22 protein-coding genes are annotated in these 21390 nt (G+C 62.7%); 11 read left to right on the top strand and 11 right to left on the bottom strand.

Translation table 11 applies throughout. The annotated features are described in order from the left end of the window. Positions 1-49 precede the first annotated feature (49 nt). Both V6093_RS16600 and aguA read right to left on the bottom strand, forming a co-directional pair. Positions 50-256 carry a hypothetical protein gene (locus tag V6093_RS16600; RefSeq protein WP_033726529.1) on the bottom strand — a complete coding sequence of 69 codons (207 nt, stop codon included), beginning with the start codon at positions 254-256 and terminating at the stop codon, positions 50-52. 194 nt (positions 257-450) lie between these two features. Then, entirely contained in the window at positions 451-1557 is a 1107-nt protein-coding gene (aguA, locus tag V6093_RS16605; protein WP_047603203.1) for an agmatine deiminase, read from the bottom strand. A gap of 277 nt (positions 1558-1834) precedes the next feature. Here aguA and rfbC point away from each other — a divergent pair, with 277 nt between their 5' ends. Genes rfbC through V6093_RS16625 form a run of 4 tightly spaced genes read left to right on the top strand, consistent with a single transcriptional unit; the run spans position 1835 to position 6095 of the window. Beyond that, a complete protein-coding gene (rfbC, locus tag V6093_RS16610; RefSeq protein WP_003255787.1) occupies positions 1835-2380 on the top strand; it encodes a dTDP-4-dehydrorhamnose 3,5-epimerase in 546 nt (181 codons plus the stop codon). Positions 2381-2422: 42 nt separating this feature from the next. Further along, entirely contained in the window at positions 2423-4237 is a 1815-nt protein-coding gene (locus tag V6093_RS16615) for an ATP-binding protein (RefSeq protein ID WP_004575931.1), read from the top strand. Further along, positions 4234-5640: a sigma-54 dependent transcriptional regulator gene (locus V6093_RS16620; protein ID WP_014589347.1), complete on the top strand. Its 1407-nt coding sequence runs from the start codon at positions 4234-4236 to the stop codon at positions 5638-5640. The genes V6093_RS16615 and V6093_RS16620 overlap by 4 nt, the downstream gene beginning before the upstream one ends. Next, entirely contained in the window at positions 5640-6095 is a 456-nt protein-coding gene (locus V6093_RS16625; RefSeq protein ID WP_004575932.1) for a YiiD C-terminal domain-containing protein, read from the top strand. The genes V6093_RS16620 and V6093_RS16625 overlap by 1 nt, the downstream gene beginning before the upstream one ends. A 151-nt stretch (positions 6096-6246) precedes the next feature. Here V6093_RS16625 and cysQ read toward each other — a convergent pair whose 3' ends face one another. After that, complete coding sequence (gene cysQ, locus V6093_RS16630) at positions 6247-7065, bottom strand: 3'(2'),5'-bisphosphate nucleotidase CysQ (protein WP_003255792.1); 819 nt, start codon at positions 7063-7065, stop codon at positions 6247-6249. Beyond that, positions 7062-7628, bottom strand: a complete 567-nt coding sequence (gene nudE, locus V6093_RS16635) for an ADP compounds hydrolase NudE (protein WP_003255794.1) — start codon at positions 7626-7628, stop codon at positions 7062-7064. Before nudE ends, cysQ begins: the two co-directional genes overlap by 4 nt. Before the next feature lie 64 nt (positions 7629-7692). Between nudE and yrfG the strand changes: the two genes are divergently transcribed. Beyond that, positions 7693-8355, top strand: coding sequence for a GMP/IMP nucleotidase (gene yrfG, locus V6093_RS16640; protein WP_003255795.1), 663 nt, complete (start codon positions 7693-7695; stop codon positions 8353-8355). Between the two features lie 111 nt (positions 8356-8466). Here yrfG and lysM read toward each other — a convergent pair whose 3' ends face one another. Next, a complete protein-coding gene (gene lysM, locus V6093_RS16645) occupies positions 8467-8907 on the bottom strand; it encodes a peptidoglycan-binding protein LysM (protein WP_004575933.1) in 441 nt (146 codons plus the stop codon). A 175-nt stretch (positions 8908-9082) separates the two neighbouring features. On the opposite strand from lysM, the gene fdhD reads away from it, so the two are divergent. The 3 genes from fdhD to V6093_RS16660 all read left to right on the top strand — a co-directional run bounded on the left by fdhD (position 9083) and on the right by V6093_RS16660 (position 12943). Then, positions 9083-9913, top strand: coding sequence for a formate dehydrogenase accessory sulfurtransferase FdhD (fdhD, locus tag V6093_RS16650; protein ID WP_003255800.1), 831 nt, complete (start codon positions 9083-9085; stop codon positions 9911-9913). Positions 9914-9918: 5 nt separating this feature from the next. After that, positions 9919-12264: an FdhF/YdeP family oxidoreductase gene (locus V6093_RS16655; protein ID WP_406669560.1), complete on the top strand. Its 2346-nt coding sequence runs from the start codon at positions 9919-9921 to the stop codon at positions 12262-12264. 196 nt (positions 12265-12460) lie between these two features. Further along, positions 12461-12943 carry a glycine zipper domain-containing protein gene (locus tag V6093_RS16660; RefSeq protein WP_003255803.1) on the top strand — a complete coding sequence of 161 codons (483 nt, stop codon included), beginning with the start codon at positions 12461-12463 and terminating at the stop codon, positions 12941-12943. A gap of 55 nt (positions 12944-12998) precedes the next feature. On the opposite strand, the gene V6093_RS16665 is transcribed toward V6093_RS16660, so the two are convergent. The 3 genes from V6093_RS16665 to hslO all read right to left on the bottom strand — a co-directional run bounded on the left by V6093_RS16665 (position 12999) and on the right by hslO (position 16341). After that, on the bottom strand, positions 12999-13439 hold the full coding sequence (locus V6093_RS16665; RefSeq protein ID WP_003255804.1) for a thioesterase family protein: 441 nt from the start codon (positions 13437-13439) through the stop codon (positions 12999-13001). A 281-nt stretch (positions 13440-13720) separates the two neighbouring features. Beyond that, positions 13721-15262 carry a phosphoenolpyruvate carboxykinase gene (locus V6093_RS16670; protein ID WP_003255806.1) on the bottom strand — a complete coding sequence of 514 codons (1542 nt, stop codon included), beginning with the start codon at positions 15260-15262 and terminating at the stop codon, positions 13721-13723. Positions 15263-15441: 179 nt separating this feature from the next. Then, on the bottom strand, positions 15442-16341 hold the full coding sequence (gene hslO, locus V6093_RS16675; protein WP_003255808.1) for an Hsp33 family molecular chaperone HslO: 900 nt from the start codon (positions 16339-16341) through the stop codon (positions 15442-15444). 120 nt (positions 16342-16461) lie between these two features. On the opposite strand from hslO, the gene V6093_RS16680 reads away from it, so the two are divergent. Further along, positions 16462-17256: a phosphatase PAP2 family protein gene (locus V6093_RS16680; RefSeq protein ID WP_004576368.1), complete on the top strand. Its 795-nt coding sequence runs from the start codon at positions 16462-16464 to the stop codon at positions 17254-17256. Between the two features lie 27 nt (positions 17257-17283). Here the strand turns inward: V6093_RS16680 and V6093_RS16685 are convergent, their stop codons facing one another. Beyond that, positions 17284-17685: an RNA-binding S4 domain-containing protein gene (locus V6093_RS16685; protein WP_014755033.1), complete on the bottom strand. Its 402-nt coding sequence runs from the start codon at positions 17683-17685 to the stop codon at positions 17284-17286. Between the two features lie 109 nt (positions 17686-17794). On the opposite strand from V6093_RS16685, the gene V6093_RS16690 reads away from it, so the two are divergent. Together V6093_RS16690 and rimK are read left to right on the top strand one after the other, a co-directional pair. After that, positions 17795-18277 (top strand): ATP-dependent zinc protease, encoded by a 483-nt coding sequence (locus tag V6093_RS16690; RefSeq protein ID WP_004576370.1) that lies wholly within the window; start codon positions 17795-17797, stop codon positions 18275-18277. Beyond that, entirely contained in the window at positions 18274-19179 is a 906-nt protein-coding gene (gene rimK, locus V6093_RS16695; RefSeq protein ID WP_003255817.1) for a 30S ribosomal protein S6--L-glutamate ligase, read from the top strand. Before V6093_RS16690 ends, rimK begins: the two co-directional genes overlap by 4 nt. A 97-nt stretch (positions 19180-19276) precedes the next feature. Here the strand turns inward: rimK and V6093_RS16700 are convergent, their stop codons facing one another. Then, a complete protein-coding gene (locus tag V6093_RS16700) occupies positions 19277-20590 on the bottom strand; it encodes an ATP-binding protein (RefSeq protein WP_003255819.1) in 1314 nt (437 codons plus the stop codon). Positions 20591-20603: 13 nt separating this feature from the next. Next, positions 20604-21344 (bottom strand): two-component system response regulator OmpR, encoded by a 741-nt coding sequence (gene ompR, locus V6093_RS16705; RefSeq protein ID WP_003255821.1) that lies wholly within the window; start codon positions 21342-21344, stop codon positions 20604-20606. Positions 21345-21390: the final 46 nt, after the last annotated feature.

The following is a 21390-nucleotide window of genomic DNA, read 5'->3' on the forward strand; positions in this document are numbered from 1 at the left end:
TGCCTCTTCGCGAGCATGCCTGCGAAGAGGCAGGTACAGGTGCAATCAATCAGTGCCACACCGCCATCAGCGCCTGCATCTCTGCTTCGCTGATCAACCCTTGGGGGTATCGCCCGGCAAGCAGACGTCGTGGGTCGGTCGAGTCGGTCGTCCTGACCCTGATGCTTCCATGGTGTTTCAACCGCTTCGCCAAAAGCCTGAGCGATTGGCGATCAACTGCCGATGGGCGCAAAGCCGACTCACTTGCTGCGTTCATGTCCACACGTACTCCCTGGCCCGTGAGCGGCTAATTTACGTAGGTATTGTTACAGATCAGAGGCGCGGCCTGGCCGTGCCATCTCGCTATCTGCTTGAAAAACAATACAAAACGTATGCCAGCTCGGGCCTCCGGGCGTCGCCCGCGCAAAAAAGAGGCCCGTCACATGACGGGCCTCTTTATTCATCACGCGCTCAGCGCTTGACCGGCGCCGGCTGCTGTTGGGTCAGGCAGTGGATGTTGCCGCCCCCCAAGAGCAGTTCGCGACCCGGGATCATCACCACCTCATGGTCGGGGAAGATCCTTGCCAGGATCGCTCTGGCTTCGGCATCTGCCGGGTCGTCGAAGCTTGGGGCAATGATGCCACCGTTGACGATCAGGAAGTTCACGTACGAACCCGCCAGGCGCACCGACGGGTCACGCTCCTGGCTGCCGGCGACCTGGTCGACACCGGCGCACTCTTCGGCGGTGGCGTACAGCGGGCCCGGGATCGGCATCTTGTGCACGATGAACTCGCGGCCCTTGGCGTCGCGGGTGTTCTTCAGCACATCCATGGCCGCGTGGCAGCGCGCATAGTTGGGGTCGTTGGAATCATCGGTCCAGGCCAGTAACACTTCGCCCGGGCGCACGTAACAGCAGAAGTTGTCGACGTGACCGTCGGTTTCGTCGTTGTACAAGCCATCAGGCAGCCATACCACGGTGTCGACCGCCAAGTGATCGCGCAGCACCGCTTCGATCTGCTCGCGGCTCAGGTGCGGGTTGCGGTTGCGGTTGAGCAGGCATTCCTCAGTGGTGATCACGGTGCCTTCACCGTCTACGTGGATCGAACCACCTTCAAGCACAAAACCTTCGGTCTGGTAGCGCTGGCAACGCTCCATTTCCAGCACCTTGGCGGCCAGTTCCTCGTCGCGGTTCCAGGGTGCGTACAGGCCGCCGTCGAAGCCGCCCCAGGCATTGAAGCCCCAATCGACACCGCGCACTTCGCCATGGCCGTCGATGACAAAGGTCGGGCCGGTATCACGCACCCAGGCATCGTCGTTGCTGATTTCAACCACACGAATGTTCGGCTGGTCGAGTTGGCGCCGGGCGTTTTCGTACTGGCCGGCGGAGGCCGCGACGGTCACAGGTTCGAAACGGGCAATGGCTTTGGCCAGGGTTACGTGGGCAGCCTGCGCCGGCTTGCCGCCCAGGCGCCAGTTGTCCGGGCGCTCCGGCCAGACCATCCACACCTGAGTCTGCGGGGCCCACTCGGCGGGCATGTGGAAACCATCGGCACGGGGCGTGGAATTGAGGGTTTTCATGGGTGACCTCTGTGATGGCCCTGAGCCGGGGGTGCTGGGGCGTTTGCCAATTTATAACCGATATATATCGATATTTGAAGCCTGATAATCGAAGAATGCCGCGCCATTCGGCGAATTTAAATCGATAACAATCGATACCAGTCAGCGCTGGTCTGGTGAAAGGAGCGGCCTGCTGTCTACCATAGCCACACCTTATGCATCCTGTTACAGCTACGCGCGGAAATTTCCGGCAAGGCCGACTAGGGTCAATACTTGAACGACGGGCCAGCGAGCCGCTATGAACATCATCCCTACAGCAATCCCTGAAGTACTGATCATCGAGCCAAAGGTGTTCGCTGACAGCCGTGGTTTTTTCTTCGAGGCATTCAACGCCCGTGAGTTCTCACAGCAAACCGGCGTGAACGTGGAGTTCGTTCAGGACAACCACTCGCGCTCCATCAAGGGCGTGCTGCGTGGGCTGCACTACCAGGTGGCAAACACCCAGGGCAAGCTGGTGCGCGTGGTGCACGGGGAGATCCGCGATATCGCCGTGGACGTGCGCAAAAGCTCGCCAACATTCGGCAAATGGGTCGCGGTGCACCTGTCAGCCGACAACCATCGCCAGCTGTGGATTCCGCCTGGCTTCGCCCACGGTTTTGCGGTGATGAGTGAATCGGCCGAGTTCCTCTACAAGACCACCGACTACTACAACCCGGGCGCCGACCGCTGCATCCGCTGGGACGACCCGCAACTGGCCATCGACTGGGGGCTGCAGCAACCACCGCTGTTGTCGGACAAGGACAAGGTAGGCCTGCCATTGGCAGAGGCGGAACTGCTGCCTTAACTAGCGCATAATTGCGTCAGACTTTTCTGGCGCATTTACCTGATGATTGCAAAGCCCACGCCCCCACGCCGTCCCCGCTGGCGCAGCCTGGCCCTGCTGGCGCTGATCTTGGCCCCATTACTGTGGCCCCTGCATCACTTGGCCGAACGCTATTACCAGGAAGAACTGGCCTCGCAGAACCGCCAGACCCTCGACCTGTATGTGGCCAACCTGCTCGGCACCCTGCACCGCTACGAGACCTTGCCGCAAATTCTCGGCGACTTGCCGGCGCTGCGTGGCGTGCTGGCCGACCCTTTCCGCCTGGAAGCGGTGACCAACGCCAACCGCCTGCTCAAGGACATCGTGCAGCAGACCGGTGCCGAGGTGATGTACCTGATGGACGTCAGCGGCAACACCTTGGCCGCCTCGAATTGGGACAAGCACGACAGCTTCGTCGGCCGAAACTTCGCCTTCCGCCCCTACTTCAACGAAGCCATGGCTGGCCACCTGGGCCGCTTCTTCGGCCAGGGCACCACCTCGGCCAAGCGCGGCTACTTCTTTGCCGCGGCCGTGCGGGACCGCGAGCGGATCGTCGGCGTGCTGGTGGTCAAGGTCGATCTCGACCACACCGAAACCCTGTGGGGCCGTACGCCCGAGCAGCTGCTGCTGACCGATCACAATGGCGTGGTCATCCTGACTTCACGGCCCGACTGGCGCTTCCGTGCTACCCGCACGCTGACCGACGCCGAGCGCCAGGCCATCATCGCCATCCAGCCCTATCCGACCCAGGCCCCACAGCCGCTGGTTCTCAACCCGCAGGCCTGGATCACCCAGACCCGCGACATCAAGGAAACTGGCTGGCAAGTCAGCATCCTTGCCCCGCGCACGCTGGTTGATCGCTCGGTGCAGACGGTAATGGCCATCGGTGCCGGCACGCTGCTGGTACTGATGTTGCTGGCAGGCCTGGTGATGCAACGGCGGCGCCATTACATCGACCGCATCGACTTCGAAGCCCGTGGCCGCCAGGAACTGGAAAAGCGCGTGGCCGAACGCACCGCCGACCTTGAAGGCCTGAATACCCGCCTGAAAAATGCCGTGCTGGAGCGCGAAAACGCTCAGCAAGAGGCAGTGCGCGCACAGGACGAACTGGTGCAGGCCGGCAAGCTGTCGGTGCTCGGCACCATGTCGGCCAGTATCAGCCATGAGTTGAACCAGCCCCTGGCCGCCATCCGCAGCTACGCAGAAAATGCCGAGATCCTGCTCGACCACCAACGTACCGAAGACGCCCGCGGCAACCTCAAGCTGATCGGCGAGCTGACCGGGCGCATGGCCTCGATCATTGCCCACCTGCGTGCCTTCGCCCGTCGTGACCGCCATGCCCCGGAGAGCGTTGCCCTGCAGCCGGCCCTGGACGATGCCCTGGCGCTGCTTGCCAAGCGCCGCCGGGCGATGGCCGTAGAGCTGATCCGCGACCTGCCGGAAGCCACCTTGTGGGTACAGGCCGGCGAAACGCGCCTGCGCCAGGTGCTAGGCAACCTGCTGGCCAATGCCCTCGACGCCCTGACCGAAAAAGCCAACCCGCGCCGCCTGTGGCTAAGTGCCGAGCAGCGTGATGACTGCGTCTACCTGTACATCCGTGACAACGGGCCCGGCTTCAGCCGCCAGGCCCTGGAGCACGCCAAGGAGCCGTTTTTCACCACCAAGACCCGTACCCAGGGCTTGGGCCTGGGGCTGGCCATCTGTGAAAGCCTGATGCGCGCCCTGGGCGGTGAACTGCTGCTGGCCAACCACCCGGAAGGTGGTGCAATGCTGACCCTCCAGCTGCGTGTGGCCGCATCTGGCGCTACTTTGCCCAATTCGGAGGACCCCTCGGCATGACCACCGAGACACTGATCGACAGCCGAGCCCAGGTCATCCTGGTCGACGATGACCCCCACCTGCGCCAAGCCTTGAGCCAGACCCTGGACCTGGCTGGGCTCAAGGTAGTCGCCCTGGCCGAGGCCCAAGGCCTGGCCGAACGTATCGAGGCCGACTGGCCCGGCGTGGTGGTCAGCGACATCCGCATGCCGGGCATCGATGGCCTGCAGTTGCTGGAACAACTGCACGGCCGCGACAGCGAACTGCCGGTGCTGCTGATAACCGGCCATGGCGATGTGCCGCTGGCGGTGCAGGCGATGCGTGCCGGGGCTTATGACTTCCTGGAAAAACCCTTTGCCACAGACGCCCTGCTCGACAGCGTACGCCGCGCCCTGGCCTTGCGCCGACTGGTGCTGGACAACCGTAGCCTGCGTCTGGCACTGAGCGACCGCCAGCAACTGGCAACCCGCCTGGTCGGCCATTCACCGGCCATGCTGCGCCTGCGCGAGCAGATCGGCGCCTTGGCCGGCACCCGCGCCGACGTGTTGATTCTGGGTGAGACGGGCGCTGGCAAAGAGGTGGTGGCCCGCGCGCTGCACGACCTGTCCAGCCGCAGCGAAGGGCCGTTCGTGGCGATCAACGCCGGCGCGCTGGCCGAGTCGGTGGTCGAAAGCGAACTGTTCGGCCACGAGCCCGGTGCGTTCACCGGCGCGCAGAAACGCCGTATCGGCAAGTTCGAATTTGCCAACGGCGGCACGCTGTTCCTCGACGAAATCGAGAGCATGAGCCTGGATGTACAGGTGAAGTTGCTGCGCATGCTGCAGGAGCGGGTGGTCGAACGCCTGGGCGGCAACCAGTTGATCCCGCTGGACATCCGCATCATAGCCGCCACCAAGGAAGACCTGCGTCAGGCTGCCGACCAAGGGCGTTTCCGCGCGGACCTGTATTACCGCCTGAACGTGGCGCCGCTGCGTATTCCGCCACTGCGTGAACGCGGCGACGACATATTGGTGTTGTTCCAGCATTTCGCCGATGCTGCCAGCCAACGTCATGGCCTGTCGCCGCATGCGCTGCAACCCGCGCAACGCGCCCTGCTGCTGCGTCATGACTGGCCAGGCAACGTCCGCGAGCTACAGAACGCCGCCGAGCGTTTCGCCCTTGGCCTGGAACTAGCACTCGATGGCCAGGCACCCTCGGCAGCAGCGCCGGCAGCGCCCATGCTCAGCGGCAACCTCAGCGAACAGGTCGAGCAGTTCGAACGTTCGCTGATCGCCGCCGAACTGGCCCAGCCACACGGCTCCATGCGGAGCCTGGCCGAAGCACTGGGTATCCCCCGCAAAACCCTGCATGACAAGCTGCGCAAGCATGGCTTGAACTTCGACGGCGGCAGCGGCGGACATGACGATCAAGAGGACAACCGTTAATGAGCACCAATAGCCAGTACCTGCAGTCCGTACTGCACAGCGACATCCCCCTTACCCGCGAGATGGGCCTGGAAGTGATCGATTGGCAGCAGCACACCCTGCGCCTGCAACTGCCGCTGGCGGCCAACGTCAACCACAAAAGCACCATGTTCGGCGGCAGCCTGTACTGCGCAGCAGTGCTGGTGGGTTGGGGCTGGCTGCACCTGCGCCTGCGTGAACTGGGGATCGATGACGGGCATATCGTCATCCAGGAAGGGCAGATCAGCTACCCGTTGCCAGTGACCGGCACGGCAGTGGCGCGTTGTGCCGCGCCAGACGAGAAAACCTGGGAGCGGTTCCTGACCCTGTACCAGCGCCGTGGGCGGGCGCGGTTGACGTTGGAAACCACCGTGAGCAATGCCGGAAGTGACGAGCCTGCAGTGAAATTCAGCGGCCAGTACGTTCTGCACCGCTAGTACGACTAACGCGGCCTTTGTGGGAGCGGCCTTGCGTCGCGATAGGGCCGCAAAGCGGCCCCAGGATTTCAGCTTCGCCGCCAGAATTGCCGGGGCCGCTTTGCGGCCCTTTCGCGACGCAAGGCCGCTCCCACAGGATCGTGCCAGGCAGTTAGATGAGGTTCAGGAAGGCCTGGCGCCATGCAGCATTGGCAGGCAATGCCAGGAAATGCGGATTGAGCAGCGACTCGCGTGGCGGATACCGGAACGGCAAGCCATCCAGCCCGATCACTTCGCCACCGGCCCCCTCCACCACACCCTGCGCCGCAGCAGTGTCCCACTGCGAAGTCGGCGCCAGGCGCGGATAACAATCGGCGCTGCCCTCGGCCAGCAGGCAGAACTTCAACGAGCTGCCGATATTGGCCAGCTCCAGCTCGCCCACCGCAGCCCCAAGGCCGGCCAACAGCGCTTCCTGCTCCGGGCTGGAATGCCGACGGCTGGCCACCACGGTAAAACGCTCGCCCTGCGCGGGTGCGTTGCGTACTTGGATCAGCTGGGCTGCCTCACCGGCATCTGCACGCCAGGCCCCCATGCCGCGCCCACCAAAATAGCAGCGCCCATTGGTGGGCATCGACACCACGCCAAACACCACCTCGCCGTTCTCGATCAGGGCGATGTTGACCGTGAACTCTTCACTGCCGGCAATGAATTCCTTGGTGCCATCCAGCGGATCGACCAGCCACCAGCGGCTCCAGCTTTGCCGCTCGGCCAGCGCAATATTGCAGTCCTCTTCGGACAGCACCGGAATCTGCGGCGCCAGCGCCAGCAGGCCATCGGCAATTACCCGGTGCGCGGCCAGGTCGGCGGCGGTAACCGGCGAATCGTCGGCCTTGTTGGTTACCGCGACATCGGCGCGCCAGAATGGCAGGATCGCCTCGCCTGCCGTCAGCGCCAGCTTGACCACTTCGTGCATCAGTTGCAGGTCGTTCATAGCTCCAGCAGCCCCCGCTGAATCAGCAGGTCACGGGCCAGGTACAGCGCCGCCAGGGCGCGGCCCTCGGTGAACTGCGGATGCATGGCCAAGGCCGACAACTCACGCAGGTTGACCTTGTCGACCCGCATCGGCTCGGGCTCGTCGCCTTCCAGGCGCTCTTCGTACAGGTCGCTGGCCAGCACCACCTGAATCTTCTGGCTCATGTAGCCCGGCGACAGCGACAGTTCCGTCAGGTGCTCCAGCTGGCGTGCGCCAAAACCGGCTTCTTCCTTGAGCTCCCGGTCGGCTGCCGCCAGCACGTCTTCGCCCGGCTCGATCAGGCCCTTGGGCAACGACAGCTCGTATTCATCGGTGCCACCGCAGTATTCCTCCACCAGCACGGCGTGCTCGGCATCGAGCATGGCCACGATCATCACCGCGCCGTAGCCGTTACCCCGGCCCACCAGGCGCTCATAGGTGCGCTCGGCGCCATTGCTGAAGCGCAGCTGTACGGCTTCGACGCGGAACAGGCGGCTACTGGCGACAATTTCGCGGCTGAGTACGGTGGGTTTCTGGCGCATGGGGCGGCTCCTTGGCGTGAACGGGTTACTATACCGTGGCTTGCCGACTGATCGAGAGTTTCCCATGCCTGTTCTTCCCTGGTCTGCCATCGATACCGTCCTGCTGGACATGGATGGCACCCTGCTCGACCTGCATTACGACAACCGCTTCTGGCTGGACCACCTGCCCCAGCGCTATGCCGAGCTGCACGGTGTTAGCCGGGCCATGGCGGAAATGGAGCTGCAACCGCTGTTCGAACGCAATGCCGGCACATTGAACTGGTACTGCCTGGACTTCTGGAGCCGCGAGCTACGCCTGCCCATTCGCGAGCTGAAGCGGGAAATTGCCGACCTGATTGCCCTGCGCCCGGATGCCGATACCTTCCTGGCGGCGATTCGCCAGGCCGGCAAGCGTGTCGTGATGATCACCAATGCCCACCGTGACTCGCTGTCGCTGAAGCTGGAACGGGTGGAGCTGGCACCGTACTTCGAGCGGCTGATCAGCTCGCACGACTATGGCTACCCGAAGGAAAGCCCGCAGTTCTGGGATGCCCTGCAGGCGGATATCGGCTTCGAACCAGAACGCAGCCTGTTCATTGATGACACGCTGGCGATTCTGCGCAGTGCACGGCGGTTTGGTGTGGGGCACTTGCTGGCGGTGCGCCAGCCAGATAGCAAAGCAGGGCCGCGGGATACTGAAGAGTTTGCGGCGGTCGAGGATTACCGGGAGTTACTGGTAGGCCTATGAGGCCCTCTTCGCGGGTGAACCCGCTCCTACAGATACTGCGCCAGCCGTGAGAGGGCGCTCAACCTGTGGGAGCGGGCATGCCTGCGAAGAGGCCGGCACAGACTTCAGCGATCAGTCAGGAATACGCAGCACCTGCCCCGGATAGATCTTGTCCGGGTGCTTGAGCATCGGCTTGTTGGCCTCGAAAATCTTGTTGTACTGGTTGGCACTGCCATACACGACCACGGCAATGGCTGAAAGTGTGTCGCCCGATTTCACAGTGACGAACCTTGCCGCCTGGACTACCGGCCCGGTCACGGTGATCTGGTCCTCGACACTGGCCACGCCGCTGATGTTGCCCGCCGCCAGGATGATCTTCTCCTTCTCTTCCTGGCTGGCCACTTCACCCTTGAGGATGATCTTGTCCCCTTCTACAGTGGCCGTGATGTTGGGGTTGCCCAGGCCGACAGCTTCCACGTGTTTCTTAAGCTGCTCCTCGGCATTGGCGTTGCCAGGGGTCAGCAGGTCGATCAACTTCTCGCCGGCTTCCTTCACGAAACTGAACAGGCTCATTGCGCTCTCCTTGTTGACGAAACCTTGGACACAGGAGTCTAGGCCAGCTTTACCACTCCCGCCCTGCGCGACCAATCGACGCGGTCTATCAAGGCATAGACCCTAGCGATTAGACGCCGCCGGCCCGCACGCCTAGGCTTGTGCTATCAGAAAGCCGCCGGTATTCAGCGCCCCGATGAACAGCAAGCCTCCGGTCTGCGCGGCCTCATCGCCCTTGTCCATGCCCGCCGCCAGCAACACCTACGATTACGTCCAGCTCAGCGACGCCAAACGCGACAGCACCCCGCTGGCCGAGGAAGTGGCCCTGGCCATTGTCTATAACGGCCTCAACCAGGCGGTGATGCTGGTCAGTCCTACCGATCTGGAAGACTTCGCGGTCGGTTTCAGCGTCGGCAGCGGCATTGTCGAAGGCACCGCAGAAATCTACGACCTCAAGCTTTCCGGCAGCGGCTCGGCAATGTACGCCGACCTGGAAATCTCCAGCCGGGCGTTCTGGAACCTGAAAAACCAGCGTCGCCAACTGGCCGGCACCAGTGGTTGCGGCCTGTGTGGGGTCGAGGCGCTGGAGCAGGCGCTGCCGGATCTGGCCGTGTTGCCGGGTGCGCCCCTGCCCCCGGCCCAGTGGCTGGTCGGCCTGCGCGAGCGCATCGACGCCTTCCAGCCACTGGGCCAGCATTGCGGCGCCGTACATGCAGCACTGTTCATGGACCGCCAAGGTGAACTGCTGCTCGGCCGCGAAGACATCGGCCGGCACAACGCCCTCGACAAACTGATCGGCGCCCTGCTGCGGCAACGCATCGACAGCCAGGGTGGCTTGGCCATCGTCACCAGCCGCTGCAGCCTGGAGCTGATCCAGAAAGTACTGCGTGCCGGCATCCAGACCCTGGTCAGCCTGTCAGCGCCCACCGGCCTTGCCCTGCAATGGGCACGCAAGCACAACCTCAACCTTATCCATTTGCCCAAGCACAGCGCACCGCGGGTCTACAGCCCAGCGGCGGAGTCGTAACAGTCGTGACCTCGTACCAACATCTTCCGGACAACGCCCCAGCCTCCCCTCCTCGCTACAAGCCCTACCACGGCCCCGCCGGCGGTTGGGGCGCACTGCGTAGCGTGGCCAAGGCATGGGTCGGCAGCGATAACGCGCTGAAGAACATTCGCGCCCTGCTCAAGACCAACCAGAACGGCGGTTTCGACTGCCCCGGCTGCGCCTGGGGGGATTCGCCGGAAAGCGGCATGGTCAAGTTCTGCGAGAACGGCGCCAAGGCGGTGAACTGGGAAGCTACCAAGCGCCGTGTCGATGCAGCCTTCTTCACCCGTTACAGCGTCACCTCGCTGCTGCAGCAGAGCGACTACTGGTTGGAGTACCAAGGGCGCCTGACCGAACCGATGGTCTACGACGCACCCAGCGACCGTTACCTGCCGATCAGCTGGGATGCCGCCTTCGCCCTGATCGCCCGCGAACTGAACAAGCTGGCCAACCCTGACCAGGCCGAATTCTATACCTCGGGACGTGCCAGCAACGAAGCGGCGTACCTGTACCAACTGTTCGTGCGCGCCTACGGCACCAATAACTTCCCTGACTGCTCGAACATGTGCCATGAGGCCAGCGGCGTGGCATTGGGGCAAAGCGTCGGGGTCGGCAAGGGTACAGTCACCTTCGACGACTTCGAGCACGCCGACTCTATTTTTGTCTGGGGCCAGAACCCCGGCACCAATCACCCGCGCATGCTCGACCCACTGCGCGATGCGGTAAAACGTGGCGCCCAGGTGGTGTGCATCAACCCGCTCAAGGAGCGTGGTCTGGAGCGCTTCCAGCACCCCCAGAACCCACTGGAAATGCTGACCAACAGTGACCGTCCGACCAACACCGCCTTCTTCCGCCCGGCCCTGGGTGGCGACATGGCGATGCTGCGTGGCATGGCCAAGTTCGCCCTGCAATGGGAGCGCGAAGCCCAGGCCAACGGCGAACCGGCCGTGTTCGACCACGCCTTCATCGCCGAACATGGCCATGGCGTCGACGAGTACCTGGCCGTGGTGGACGCCACGCCGTGGTCGCACATCCAGGCACAGTCCGGCCTGACCTTGGCGGATATAGAACTGGCCGCGCGCATGTACTGCCGCGGCAAGCGGGTGATCATGTGCTGGGCGATGGGCATCACCCAACACCGTCATTCGGTGCCGACCATTCAGGAAATCGTCAACCTGCAGATGCTGCGTGGCAACATCGGCGTGCCCGGCGCCGGCCTGTGCCCGGTGCGTGGCCACAGCAACGTGCAGGGTGACCGCACCATGGGCATCAACGAGCGCCCGCCAGAGGCGCTGCTGGATGCCATCGAAAAGCGCTTTGGCTTCCCCGTGCCGCGGCGCAATGGCCATAACACCGTCGAAGCCATTCACGCGATGCTCGATGGCCGGGCCAAGGTTTTCATCGGCTTGGGCGGCAACTTCGCCCAAGCCACACCCGACACTGAGCGTACCGCCCAGGCGCTGCGCAACTGCGAGCTGACCGTGCACATCAGCACCAAGCTCAACCGTAGCCACCTGGTCCATGGCAAGCAGGCACTGATCCTGCCGTGCCTGGGCCGCACCGACATCGACCTGCAGGCCGACGGGCCGCAGGCAGTCACGGTGGAAGACTCGTTCAGCATGGTCCACGCCTCCAACGGCCAGCTGAAGCCGCTGTCGACGCAAATGCGCTCGGAACCTGCAGTGATCGCTGGCATCGCCGCCGCCACGCTGGGCAAGCAACCGGTGGACTGGCACTGGCTGGTGGCCGACTACGACCGCATTCGCGATCTGATCGGCGACACCATTGCCGGTTTCAGCGGCTTTAACCAGCGCCTGCGTAATCCGGGTGGCTTCTATCTGGGCAACAGCGCGGCCAGCCGCGAATGGGCGACCAGCACCGGCCGCGCCAACTTCAAGGCCAACCTGCTGCCCGACACGCTGCTTGACGAACGCGTACGGGCCAGCGGCCAGTTGCCAGACTTGATCATGCAATCGATGCGCTCGCACGATCAGTACAACACCACTATCTACGGCCTGGACGACCGCTACCGCGGTGTGCGCGGCCAACGCGAGGTGCTGTTCGCCAACGAAGCCGACATCATCCGCCTGGGCTTTGAGCCGGGGCAGAAGGTCGACATCGTTTCGCTGTGGGGGGATGAACATGTGCGCCGGGTGCAAGGCTTTACCCTGCTGGCCTTCGACATACCTGCCGGGCAGGCGGCGGCGTATTACCCGGAGGTGAACCCGCTGGTGCCACTGGAGAGCATTGGTGTTGGTAGCCATACGCCAACATCGAAGTTCATTGCCATCAAGCTGGAGCGTGCGCGCGAGGACGGGCGTATCCTGTAAAAATGAAAAAAGCCCTGTTCCGTGGCGGCTCAGGGCTTTGTCATAAAGGTCTCAGACAGCCTAAAAACGATAAAGTTTCATAGTAAATACAGCAAGTTAGAGAATTGTGTACAACTCGTGTTACTCGTCGGATTTCCGTTGCCAGCCACGTCTCTTAGCCTCAAATTCGCCTCGTCATCCCTATGAGGCTCTCTTGATGAAGAAGTACTCCTCGATTCTGTTGTTGTCTTTCAGCTTGCTCAGCGGCGTTGCCATGGCAGGCGGCACCACCGAGGCCGGCATTGGCGGCGCATTGGGTGGGGTACTGGGCTCTGTCGTGGGCAACTCCATCGGTGGCAGCACCGGCGGCGCCATTGGTGCCGGTCTGGGCGGTGCGGCAGGTGGCGCCCTGGGCGCAGACAAACGCCAGCGTGGTGAGGCCGCTATCGGCGGCGCGCTGGGCGCTGCAGGTGGTAACGTGGTCGGTCGCTCCGTGGGCGGCACCACGGGTAGCTACATTGGCGCGGCAGCCGGCGGTGGTGCCGGTGGTGCGCTGGGTAACTACCTGGGCAAAGAGGCCGACGAAGACGATTACCGCGATGGCCGCCGCTATCGTCGCGGCTACGACGACGACCGTCGTCACTGGGACCGTGGTCACCACTATGGCCACCGCAAGCACAAGCGCCACTGGCGCGACTAACGCCTGAGGGCCCTGCCCCGGCAACAAAAGCCCCGCCCCTGCCAGCGGGGCTTTTTTATGCCTGCCGCTCCAGCACGAGGCCGGACAGAATCACCTGCAGCGCCTCTGGCAACGCCACAGGCCGGCCACTGTCGCGCTCGATGAACACCTGCACTACCGTGCCTGCTGCGCACGCCTCCGGTTCGCCCGGGCGATACAGCGCCAGCCGGTACTCTACCGTGCTGCCCGCCAGTCGCGTCACTCCCAACCCCACCTCCAACAAATCCGGGAAGCCCGGTAGCGCGTAGAAATCCGCAGCCGAACTGACCACGAAGGCGGCCAGTTCACCGTGCCGCAGGTCCAGTTCGGCCTGCTCGACGAGAAACGCCTGGATCGCGGTTTCGAAAAAACCGTGCACCGTTGCACCGGCGATGTGGCCGTTCAGGTCGTTGTCCTGGGGGCGGGTGAGGATCGGGTGGAAGTGGGAGAAGGCAGTGCGCTGAGGGGCTTCGGTCATCTGGCTGGCTCTTGTCTTCGCTATGGATGCCGACAGTGAAACAGAAAAAACAGACTTTCGCTGCCTATGCGGGCCCCTTCGCGGGCAAGCCCGCTCCTACAACGGCCTGCGCTCACCACCGATCAGTGTGTAGGAGCGGGTTTACCCGCGAATACGATGGCGGCTGCGACGGTGAACCACGGGTGGAAATTGGCCAGCAGGTCCGGCCCTTTCGCGGGCAAGCCCGCATCCACAAAAAAGCCGCCCCTGGGGGCGGCTTTCTCGTTGCGGCTGGGCTCGGCTTACAGCTGCGGGCCAGCGGCTTTGATGGCGTCGGAAACTTCGAACTTCTTGAAGTTTTCGATGAACAGCTTGGCCAGACCTTTGGCAGCCTCGTCGTAGGCCGCTTTGTCAGCCCAGTTGGTGCGCGGGTTGAGCAGTTCGGTTTCAACGCCCGGAACGGCCTTCGGCACGTCCAGGTTGATGATGTCCAGGTGCTCGGTTTCGGCACCGACCAATGCGCCGCTCTGGATGGCAGCGATCACGGCACGGGTAGTGGGGATGCTGAAGCGCTTGCCAACGCCGTAGCCACCACCAGTCCAGCCGGTGTTGACCAGGTAGACCTTGGAGTTGAAACCATTGATACGCTTGATCAGCAGCTCAGCGTACTCGCCAGCCGGACGCGGGAAGAACGGTGCGCCGAAGCAGGTGGAGAAGGTCGACTTGATGCCGCCGCCCGAGCCCATTTCAGTGGAACCGACCAGCGCGGTGTAGCCGGACAGGAAGTGGTAGGCCGCCTGCTCGTTGTTCAGGATCGAAACCGGAGGCAGAACACCTGTCAGGTCGCAGGTGAGGAAGATCACTGCGTTAGGCTCGCCGCCCAGGTTCGCTTCCGAACGCTTGGCAACGTGCTCCAGCGGGTAGGCCGCACGGCTGTTCTGAGTCAGGCTGACGTCGGTGTAGTCGGCGTGCTTGTTGGCGTCGAGAACGACGTTTTCCAGTACTGCGCCGTGCTTGATGGCTTTCCAGATGACCGGCTCGTTCTTTTCGGACAAGTCGATGCACTTGGCGTAGCAGCCGCCTTCCATGTTGAAGACAACGCCTTCGCCCCAACCGTGCTCGTCGTCACCGATCAGGTAACGGCTTTCGTCAGCCGAAAGGGTGGTCTTGCCAGTACCGGACAGGCCGAAGAACAAGGTCACATCGCCTTCTTCGCCGATGTTGGCTGCGCAGTGCATTGGCAGTACGTCGGCAGCCGGCAGCAGGAAGTTCTGCACCGAGAACATGGCTTTCTTCATTTCGCCGGCGTAGCGCATGCCAGCGATCAGCACTTTCTTCTGGGCGAAGTTGATGATCACGCAACCGTCGGAGTTGGTGCCGTCACGCTCAGGCTCGCACACGAAGTTGGCGACGTTGAGGATCTGCCACTGGTCGCGGCCAGCCGGGTTGAACTGCTCCGGGTTGATGAACAGGCAACGACCGAACAGGTTCTGCCAGGCAGTCTGGGTGGTCATCTTCACCGGCAGGTAGTGCTCGGCTGCGGCCCCTACGTGAACATAGGAAACGAAGTGATCCTGGGCGTTGTTGAACGCCTCGACGCGAGCCCACAGGGCATCGAACTTGTCAGCCGGGAACTTGCGGTTGATCGGGCCCCAGGAAATGGCGTCCTGGGTGGAAGGTTCTTCGACGATGAAACGGTCAGCCGGCGAGCGGCCAGTACGGTGACCAGTCTCCACGACCAGTGCGCCAGTATCGGCTAGTACGCCTTCACCGCGTTGCAGCGCTTCTTTTACCAGCTCATCGACGCTCAGGTCGGTGTACACGGTGTTGTTGGCTTGCGTCATGAGATACCCCATCCGGCCCGAGGCCGAGTGCTCCAAACGTTTTGTAGTTGTCTTGAAAAAACTACTACAGCGAAAAAAGTGGCCGGATTATGCCAGAAACGCCCAAAAAAAGTAGGCCCCTCCTGTCAGAACTGCGCTTTTGCGCAATTCGACAGGAGATTATCCTGTGATTTAACGTTTCAGTGACGAGTTTCTGAGGCCACGTCAGTACCGCCACCCGCAAACAGTTGCGCCACATCGCTGGCATCGAAGAAGTAGCGCTCGTTGCAGAACTGGCAATCGATCTCTACCGTCCCGCCACATTCGTCCACCAGCGCCTTGGCGTCGTGTTCGCCCAGACTGACCAGCGCATTGCCGGAGCGTTCCCGCGAACAGCTGCAATTGAAGCGCAGTGGCTGGATATCGAACAGGCGCACGGCGTCTTCGTGGTACAGGCGGTGCAGCAGGGTTTCGTTGCCCTCTGTCCACTCTTCAGGCTTGAGCGTCTTGGCCAGGGCCACCACGTGCTGCCAGCTGTCTTCACGCTCTTCATCATCCGGCTGGCGATCACGCGGCAGTTGCTGCAGCAACAGCCCACGGGCCTTGCCGCCTGCGGCATTGAGCCAGAAACGGGTATTGAGCTGCTGCGACTGGACGAAGTAGCTGGTGAAACATTCCGACAGGTTGGCGCCATCGAGGTCGACGGTCCCCTGATAGCGCTGGCCCTTGACCGGGTCGATGGTCAGGGTCAGGTGGCCGTCGGGCATCAGCTGCGACAGGGTGGCATCAGCCGAAATCTGGTCCGCTTCGTAGCGGGCCATGCCGCGGATCTCGCGGTCGCTGGAGCATTCCACCATCAGCAGCGGAATCGGCCCAGCCGAACGCGCCTGCAGAATCAGCAAGCCATCGAACTTCATCGCACCCACCAGCAAGGCGGTGGCGGCCATCAACTCACCGAGCAGCACCTTGACCGGCTGGGGGTACTCATGACGCGCCAACACTGCGGCGTAGCTGTCATCGAGAGACACCCACTCGCCGCGCACATCGCGCTCGTCGAAGAGGAAACGTTGGGTGAAATCTGTATCAGGCAAATCGCTCATAGGTTTCGGCTATCTAAAAAATGATGACAAAATGGTTACAAGGGTTGTCGAGAATCGGCGAGAACCCGTGACAGAGCGCTCACAAGGCGCTCCGATTCCTGTTTGCAATAGAGGTATTTTATGGACAATCGACCACTGTTCCAAGCAAGGTGGTCCTGGGGGCCATTGGCAGCCTGTACGCTGCTTCCCATCGCTCTACTGTGTTTCTGGTTATGGCCTTTTGGCCAGATCCTGTGCCTGACTTTCGACGAGTGGCTGTTCCGCAGCCTGAACGCGCCGCTGGCCGATAGCACCACCTGGCGCTACATCTGGACCATCGGTAGCCTACGCCCGTTCGACATCGTCGTCGGCCTGATCCTGCTCGCTGTGCTCATTCGTGGTGACTGGGTGTTCAAGGCCGCTCAGGTTCGCCAGGCATTTTTCGGCTTTCTGGTCACGCTACTCCTCTTAGTGGTGATTCGCGCGCTGTTTTCCAAGTGGGTGGATGCAGCCGGGTGGCAACACAAGAGCCCATCGATGATCTTCGACGACGTCGTGCACCTGAGTGACTATTACCCGAACCTGGAGGCGGCCTGGGAACTCAAGGACCGTTCCAGCAAAAGTTTCCCGGGTGATCACGCCTCGGTGCTGCTGATCTGGGCGCTGTTCATGAGCGTGTTCAGCCGCCGCCTTGTGCAATACCTGGTGGTCTGGGGGCTCGCAGCGCTGTTCATGCTGCCGCGCCTGGTGGCCGGTGCCCACTGGGGGCAGGACGACTACATCGGCGGCTTGCTGATGGCCGTACTGGCGTTGGGCTGGAGCTACTACACGCCCCTGGCGGCCAAAGGCAGCGAGGCGTTGATGCGCTGGACAGCGCCGTTGTTCAAGCTGCTGTCCACGTTACCGCTGGTCGGACGAATGGCGGTGTTGCGCTAGATTCCTGGGGCTGCGCAGCAGCCCCATTCAATCGTAACTTCCATGCAGCTGGTGAATCTGCCGCCGCTGCTTCTTGGTCGGCCGGCCATCGGTGGTCACGCCCATGGCCCCGGCCTTACGCATCTCAGCCGCCTGTTCACGGCGACGCACACTTTCTTCGGTTTCCTCGTACAACGCCTGCGCCTCTGGGGCACCTCGACGCACCACCGACAGCGCCTTCACCACCACCGTGCGCTCATCGAAGCCGGTACGCAGCACGAACGCGTCGCCCACCCGCGGCTCTTTGCCCGGCTTGCAACGCTCGCCCCGGCAATGCACCTTGCCACTCTCGATCGCCGCCTTGGCCAGCGCTCGCGTCTTGTAGAAGCGCGCCGCCCACAACCATTTGTCCAGGCGAACCTTGTCGTCGTCTTCGGCTTTTTGTGCCATCCCGTTACCTCGGATTCTGTCTTTCATCGAACTGTACTACCTTCACATACGGATGCAAAAAGTCCCCGCCGTGCTTAAAGTTCTCCACCTCATTCGCAGGGTGCGCTTCGTGAAGACATTTGACCATTTGACTGTGATCGGCCTGCGCGAGTGGGTCGCCCTGCCTGACCTCGGCGTGGCCGGGCTGCGCGCCAAGATCGACACCGGTGCCAGCACGTCGAGCCTGCATGCCACCGAAGTGGAACCCTTTGAGCGCGACGGCCAGCCCTGGGTTCGCTTCACTGCGCACCTGGGCTCGGTGGTGCAGTTGCGCCACCGCCGCTGCGAGGCACCGTTGGTGACAATGAAGACCATCAAGAGCTCCAACGGCCACGCCCAGACCCGCTACGTCATCCGCACGTCACTGGCGCTGGGTGATGGTGTGTGGGAGGTGGAGTTCACCCTGGCCTGCCGCAAGAACATGCGCTACCGCCTGTTGCTTGGCTCCAAGGCCCTGATACACGGCCAGCTGGTAGTGAACCCAGGCCTGAAATACGTACAAGACAAACCGGCCTTCCCGGCCACCCTTTCCCCTGTCACAGGTGCTGCATGAAGATCGCTGTGCTGTCGCGCAATCCGCGTCTGTATTCCACCCGCCGCCTGGTCGAAGCCGGTACCCAGCGTGGCCACGAAATGGTGGTGATCGATACCCTGCGGGCATACATGAACATTGCCAGCCACAAGCCGCAGATCCACTACCGCGGCAAGCCGCTGGAAGGCTTCGATGCCGTGATCCCGCGCATAGGTGCTTCGGTTACGTTCTATGGCTGCGCGGTGCTGCGCCAGTTCGAAATGATGGGCGTCTACCCGCTCAACGAGTCGGTAGCCATTGCCCGCTCGCGCGACAAGCTGCGCTCGTTGCAGCTGTTGTCGCGGCGCGGCATCGGCTTGCCGATCACCGGTTTCGCCCACTCGCCGGATGACATCCCCGACTTGATCCAGATGGTCAACGGTGCCCCGCTGGTGATCAAGGTACTGGAAGGCACCCAGGGCATTGGCGTGGTGCTGTGCGAAACCCCCCAGGCGGCCGAGTCGGTAATCGAAGCGTTCATGGGCCTCAAGCAAAACATCATGGTTCAGGAGTACATCAAGGAGGCCGGTGGCGCAGATATCCGATGCTTCGTGGTAGGCGACAAAGTAATTGCCTCGATGAAGCGTCAGGCCAAACCGGGCGAGTTCCGCTCCAACCTGCATCGGGGTGGCGTCGCCAGCCTGATAAAAATCACCCCAGAAGAGCGCATCACCGCCATCCGGGCGGCCAAGGTGATGGGGTTGAGCGTGGCGGGTGTGGATATCCTGCGTTCCAACCACGGGCCGTTGGTGATGGAGGTAAACTCGTCGCCAGGGCTGGAGGGCATTGAAGTCACCACCGGCAAGAACGTCGCCGGGATGATCATCGAGCACCTGGAGAAGAATGGCGGGCCCAATCAGACCCGGACCAAGGGCAAAGGCTGATTCAAGCCTGTGCCCGCCTCTTCGCGGCTAAGCCGCTGCCACAGGTATTGCAGAGTCCCTGTAGGAGCGGCTTTAACCGCGAAGAGGCCAGTGAGCCTCACACAGCATTACGCGGCAGCAGCAGCCCCAGCGGCAACCTGACCCGCGCCTCGATCCCGCCGCCAGACCGGTTACGCAACTCCACGTTCCCGCCATGTTGCGCAGCAATCCGCTTCACGATCGCCAGCCCCAACCCGGTGCCCTTGCCGCCCCGCGCCCGGTCACCGCGAATGAACGGGTTGAAAATGGTTTCCAGCTCCGACTCGTCAATACCGGTGCCCCGGTCCAGCACACTGAGCACCACATACGGCGCACTCTCATCACCTGATACATAGGCAGCCACCTCGACCCCCTTGCCAGCATGGTGCAGGGCGTTGCCGATCAGGTTGCCCAGCATGCGCTTGAGCGAAACCCGGCGCAGCGGGAACGGTGGAATCGGCTCCAGGCACAGGCGCACACGCTCTTCCGGCTGGTTGTACGGAGCCACCACCTCACGCACCAAGTCAGCAAGGTCGACCTCTTCCACCGGCTCGTCACGGCCATCGCGGATGAAGGCCAGGAACTGATCGAGAATCGCGTCCATGTCCTCGATATCGCGAACCATGTCATCGCTCAGCTCGTTGTCGCTGTTCAGCAAGGACAGCGACAGACGCAGGCGCGTCAGTGGCGTGCGCAAGTCGTGGGAAACCCCGGCCAGCATCAACTCGCGCTCGCGCCCGGCCTGCTCGACATCCTCGGCCATCTGGTTGAACGCCTTGTACACCTCGGTCATCTCGCTGGGGGTATCGCTGATCGGCAGGCGCACACTGCGCCCCTGGCCAAGCTGGCGGGCGGCGAATACCAAGCGTTTGAGCGGCTGGTTGAGCTGACGCACAAAAATCCACGCCGATGCTGTGGACAACAAGCCAATGGCCAGGAACCAGCCCAGCACGTTCCAGATCTTCTGCCCACGCAATGGGTGCGGGTACAGCGGCACTTTCAGCCAACCCGGCCCCAGGCTTGGCGCATTGACCCACAACGCGGGCGGTGCATGAATGCGCAGCCGCACTTCGGTGTCGTCACCCAGCTCGGCCTGCATCTGCCGTTGGTAGATTTCACTGTAGGGCCAATGCTGCTCGCCTTCGGGCACACCCGAGCCGGTCACCCGGATAAGGCCTGCCGCCTCGGCGATCTTGTCGCGGTTTTCTTCGTCGGCGGCCCAATAGGCGCGCAAGGTCAGCGCTACACCATGGCTGTACTGACGGTCGACCAGCACGTCCTCGTTCATCAGCAGGTAGACCAGGGTCAGCGCCTTGGAGAACAGAACGACGATCAACACCAGCCACAGGGTGCGGGCGAAGAAACTTTGCGGAAACCAGAGCGGTGTTTTCATCGACGTTCAGGCATCATTTTCCGGCGTTTCCGTCCGGTACGAACACGTAGCCGACGCCCCAGACGGTCTGGATATAACGCGGCTTGGACGGGTCCGGCTCGATCATGCGACGCAGGCGTGAGATCTGCACATCGATGGAGCGCTCCAGCGCATCCCATTCGCGGCCGCGCGCCAGGTTCATCAGCTTGTCGCGGGTCAACGGCTCACGGGCGTGCATCACCAGGGCCTTGAGCACGGCGAACTCGCCGGTGGTGAGCATGTGCACTTCGTTGCCGCGCTTGAGCTCGCGGGTGGCCAGCGACAGTTCATAGTCGCCGAAGGTGACCGACTCGTCTTCGCTGCCCGGCGCTCCCGGCACGCTCGGCGCCTGGCGACGCAGCACCGCCTTGACCCGGGCCATCAGTTCGTCCGGGTTGAACGGTTTGCCCAGGTAGTCGTCGGCGCCCAGCTCCAGGCCCTTGATGCGGCTGAGCTCGTCGCCCTTGGCGGTCAGCATGATGATCGGGATCTGGTTGTTCTGCTGGCGCAGGCGCTTGCAGGCGGACAGACCATCCTCGCCTGGCAGCATCAGGTCGAGCACCACCAGGTTGAACACCTCGCGCTGCAGCAGGCGATCCATCTGCTCGGTGTTGGGCACTGCACGGGCACGGTAGCCCTTGCTGGTGAAGAAACGTTCCAGCAGGCTGCTAAGCCCCGGATCGTCGTCGACGATGAGAATCTTGTCACCTTCAGCGGTGTTTGGCGTGCCGGTCATGAATAACTCCTCTGATATCGCCGCGCATTATGGCGTAGCCATTGCT

This window comes from Pseudomonas putida group bacterium ESBL64, assembly GCF_045277175.1.
Classification (GTDB): Bacteria; Pseudomonadota; Gammaproteobacteria; order Pseudomonadales; family Pseudomonadaceae; genus Aquipseudomonas; species Aquipseudomonas alloputida.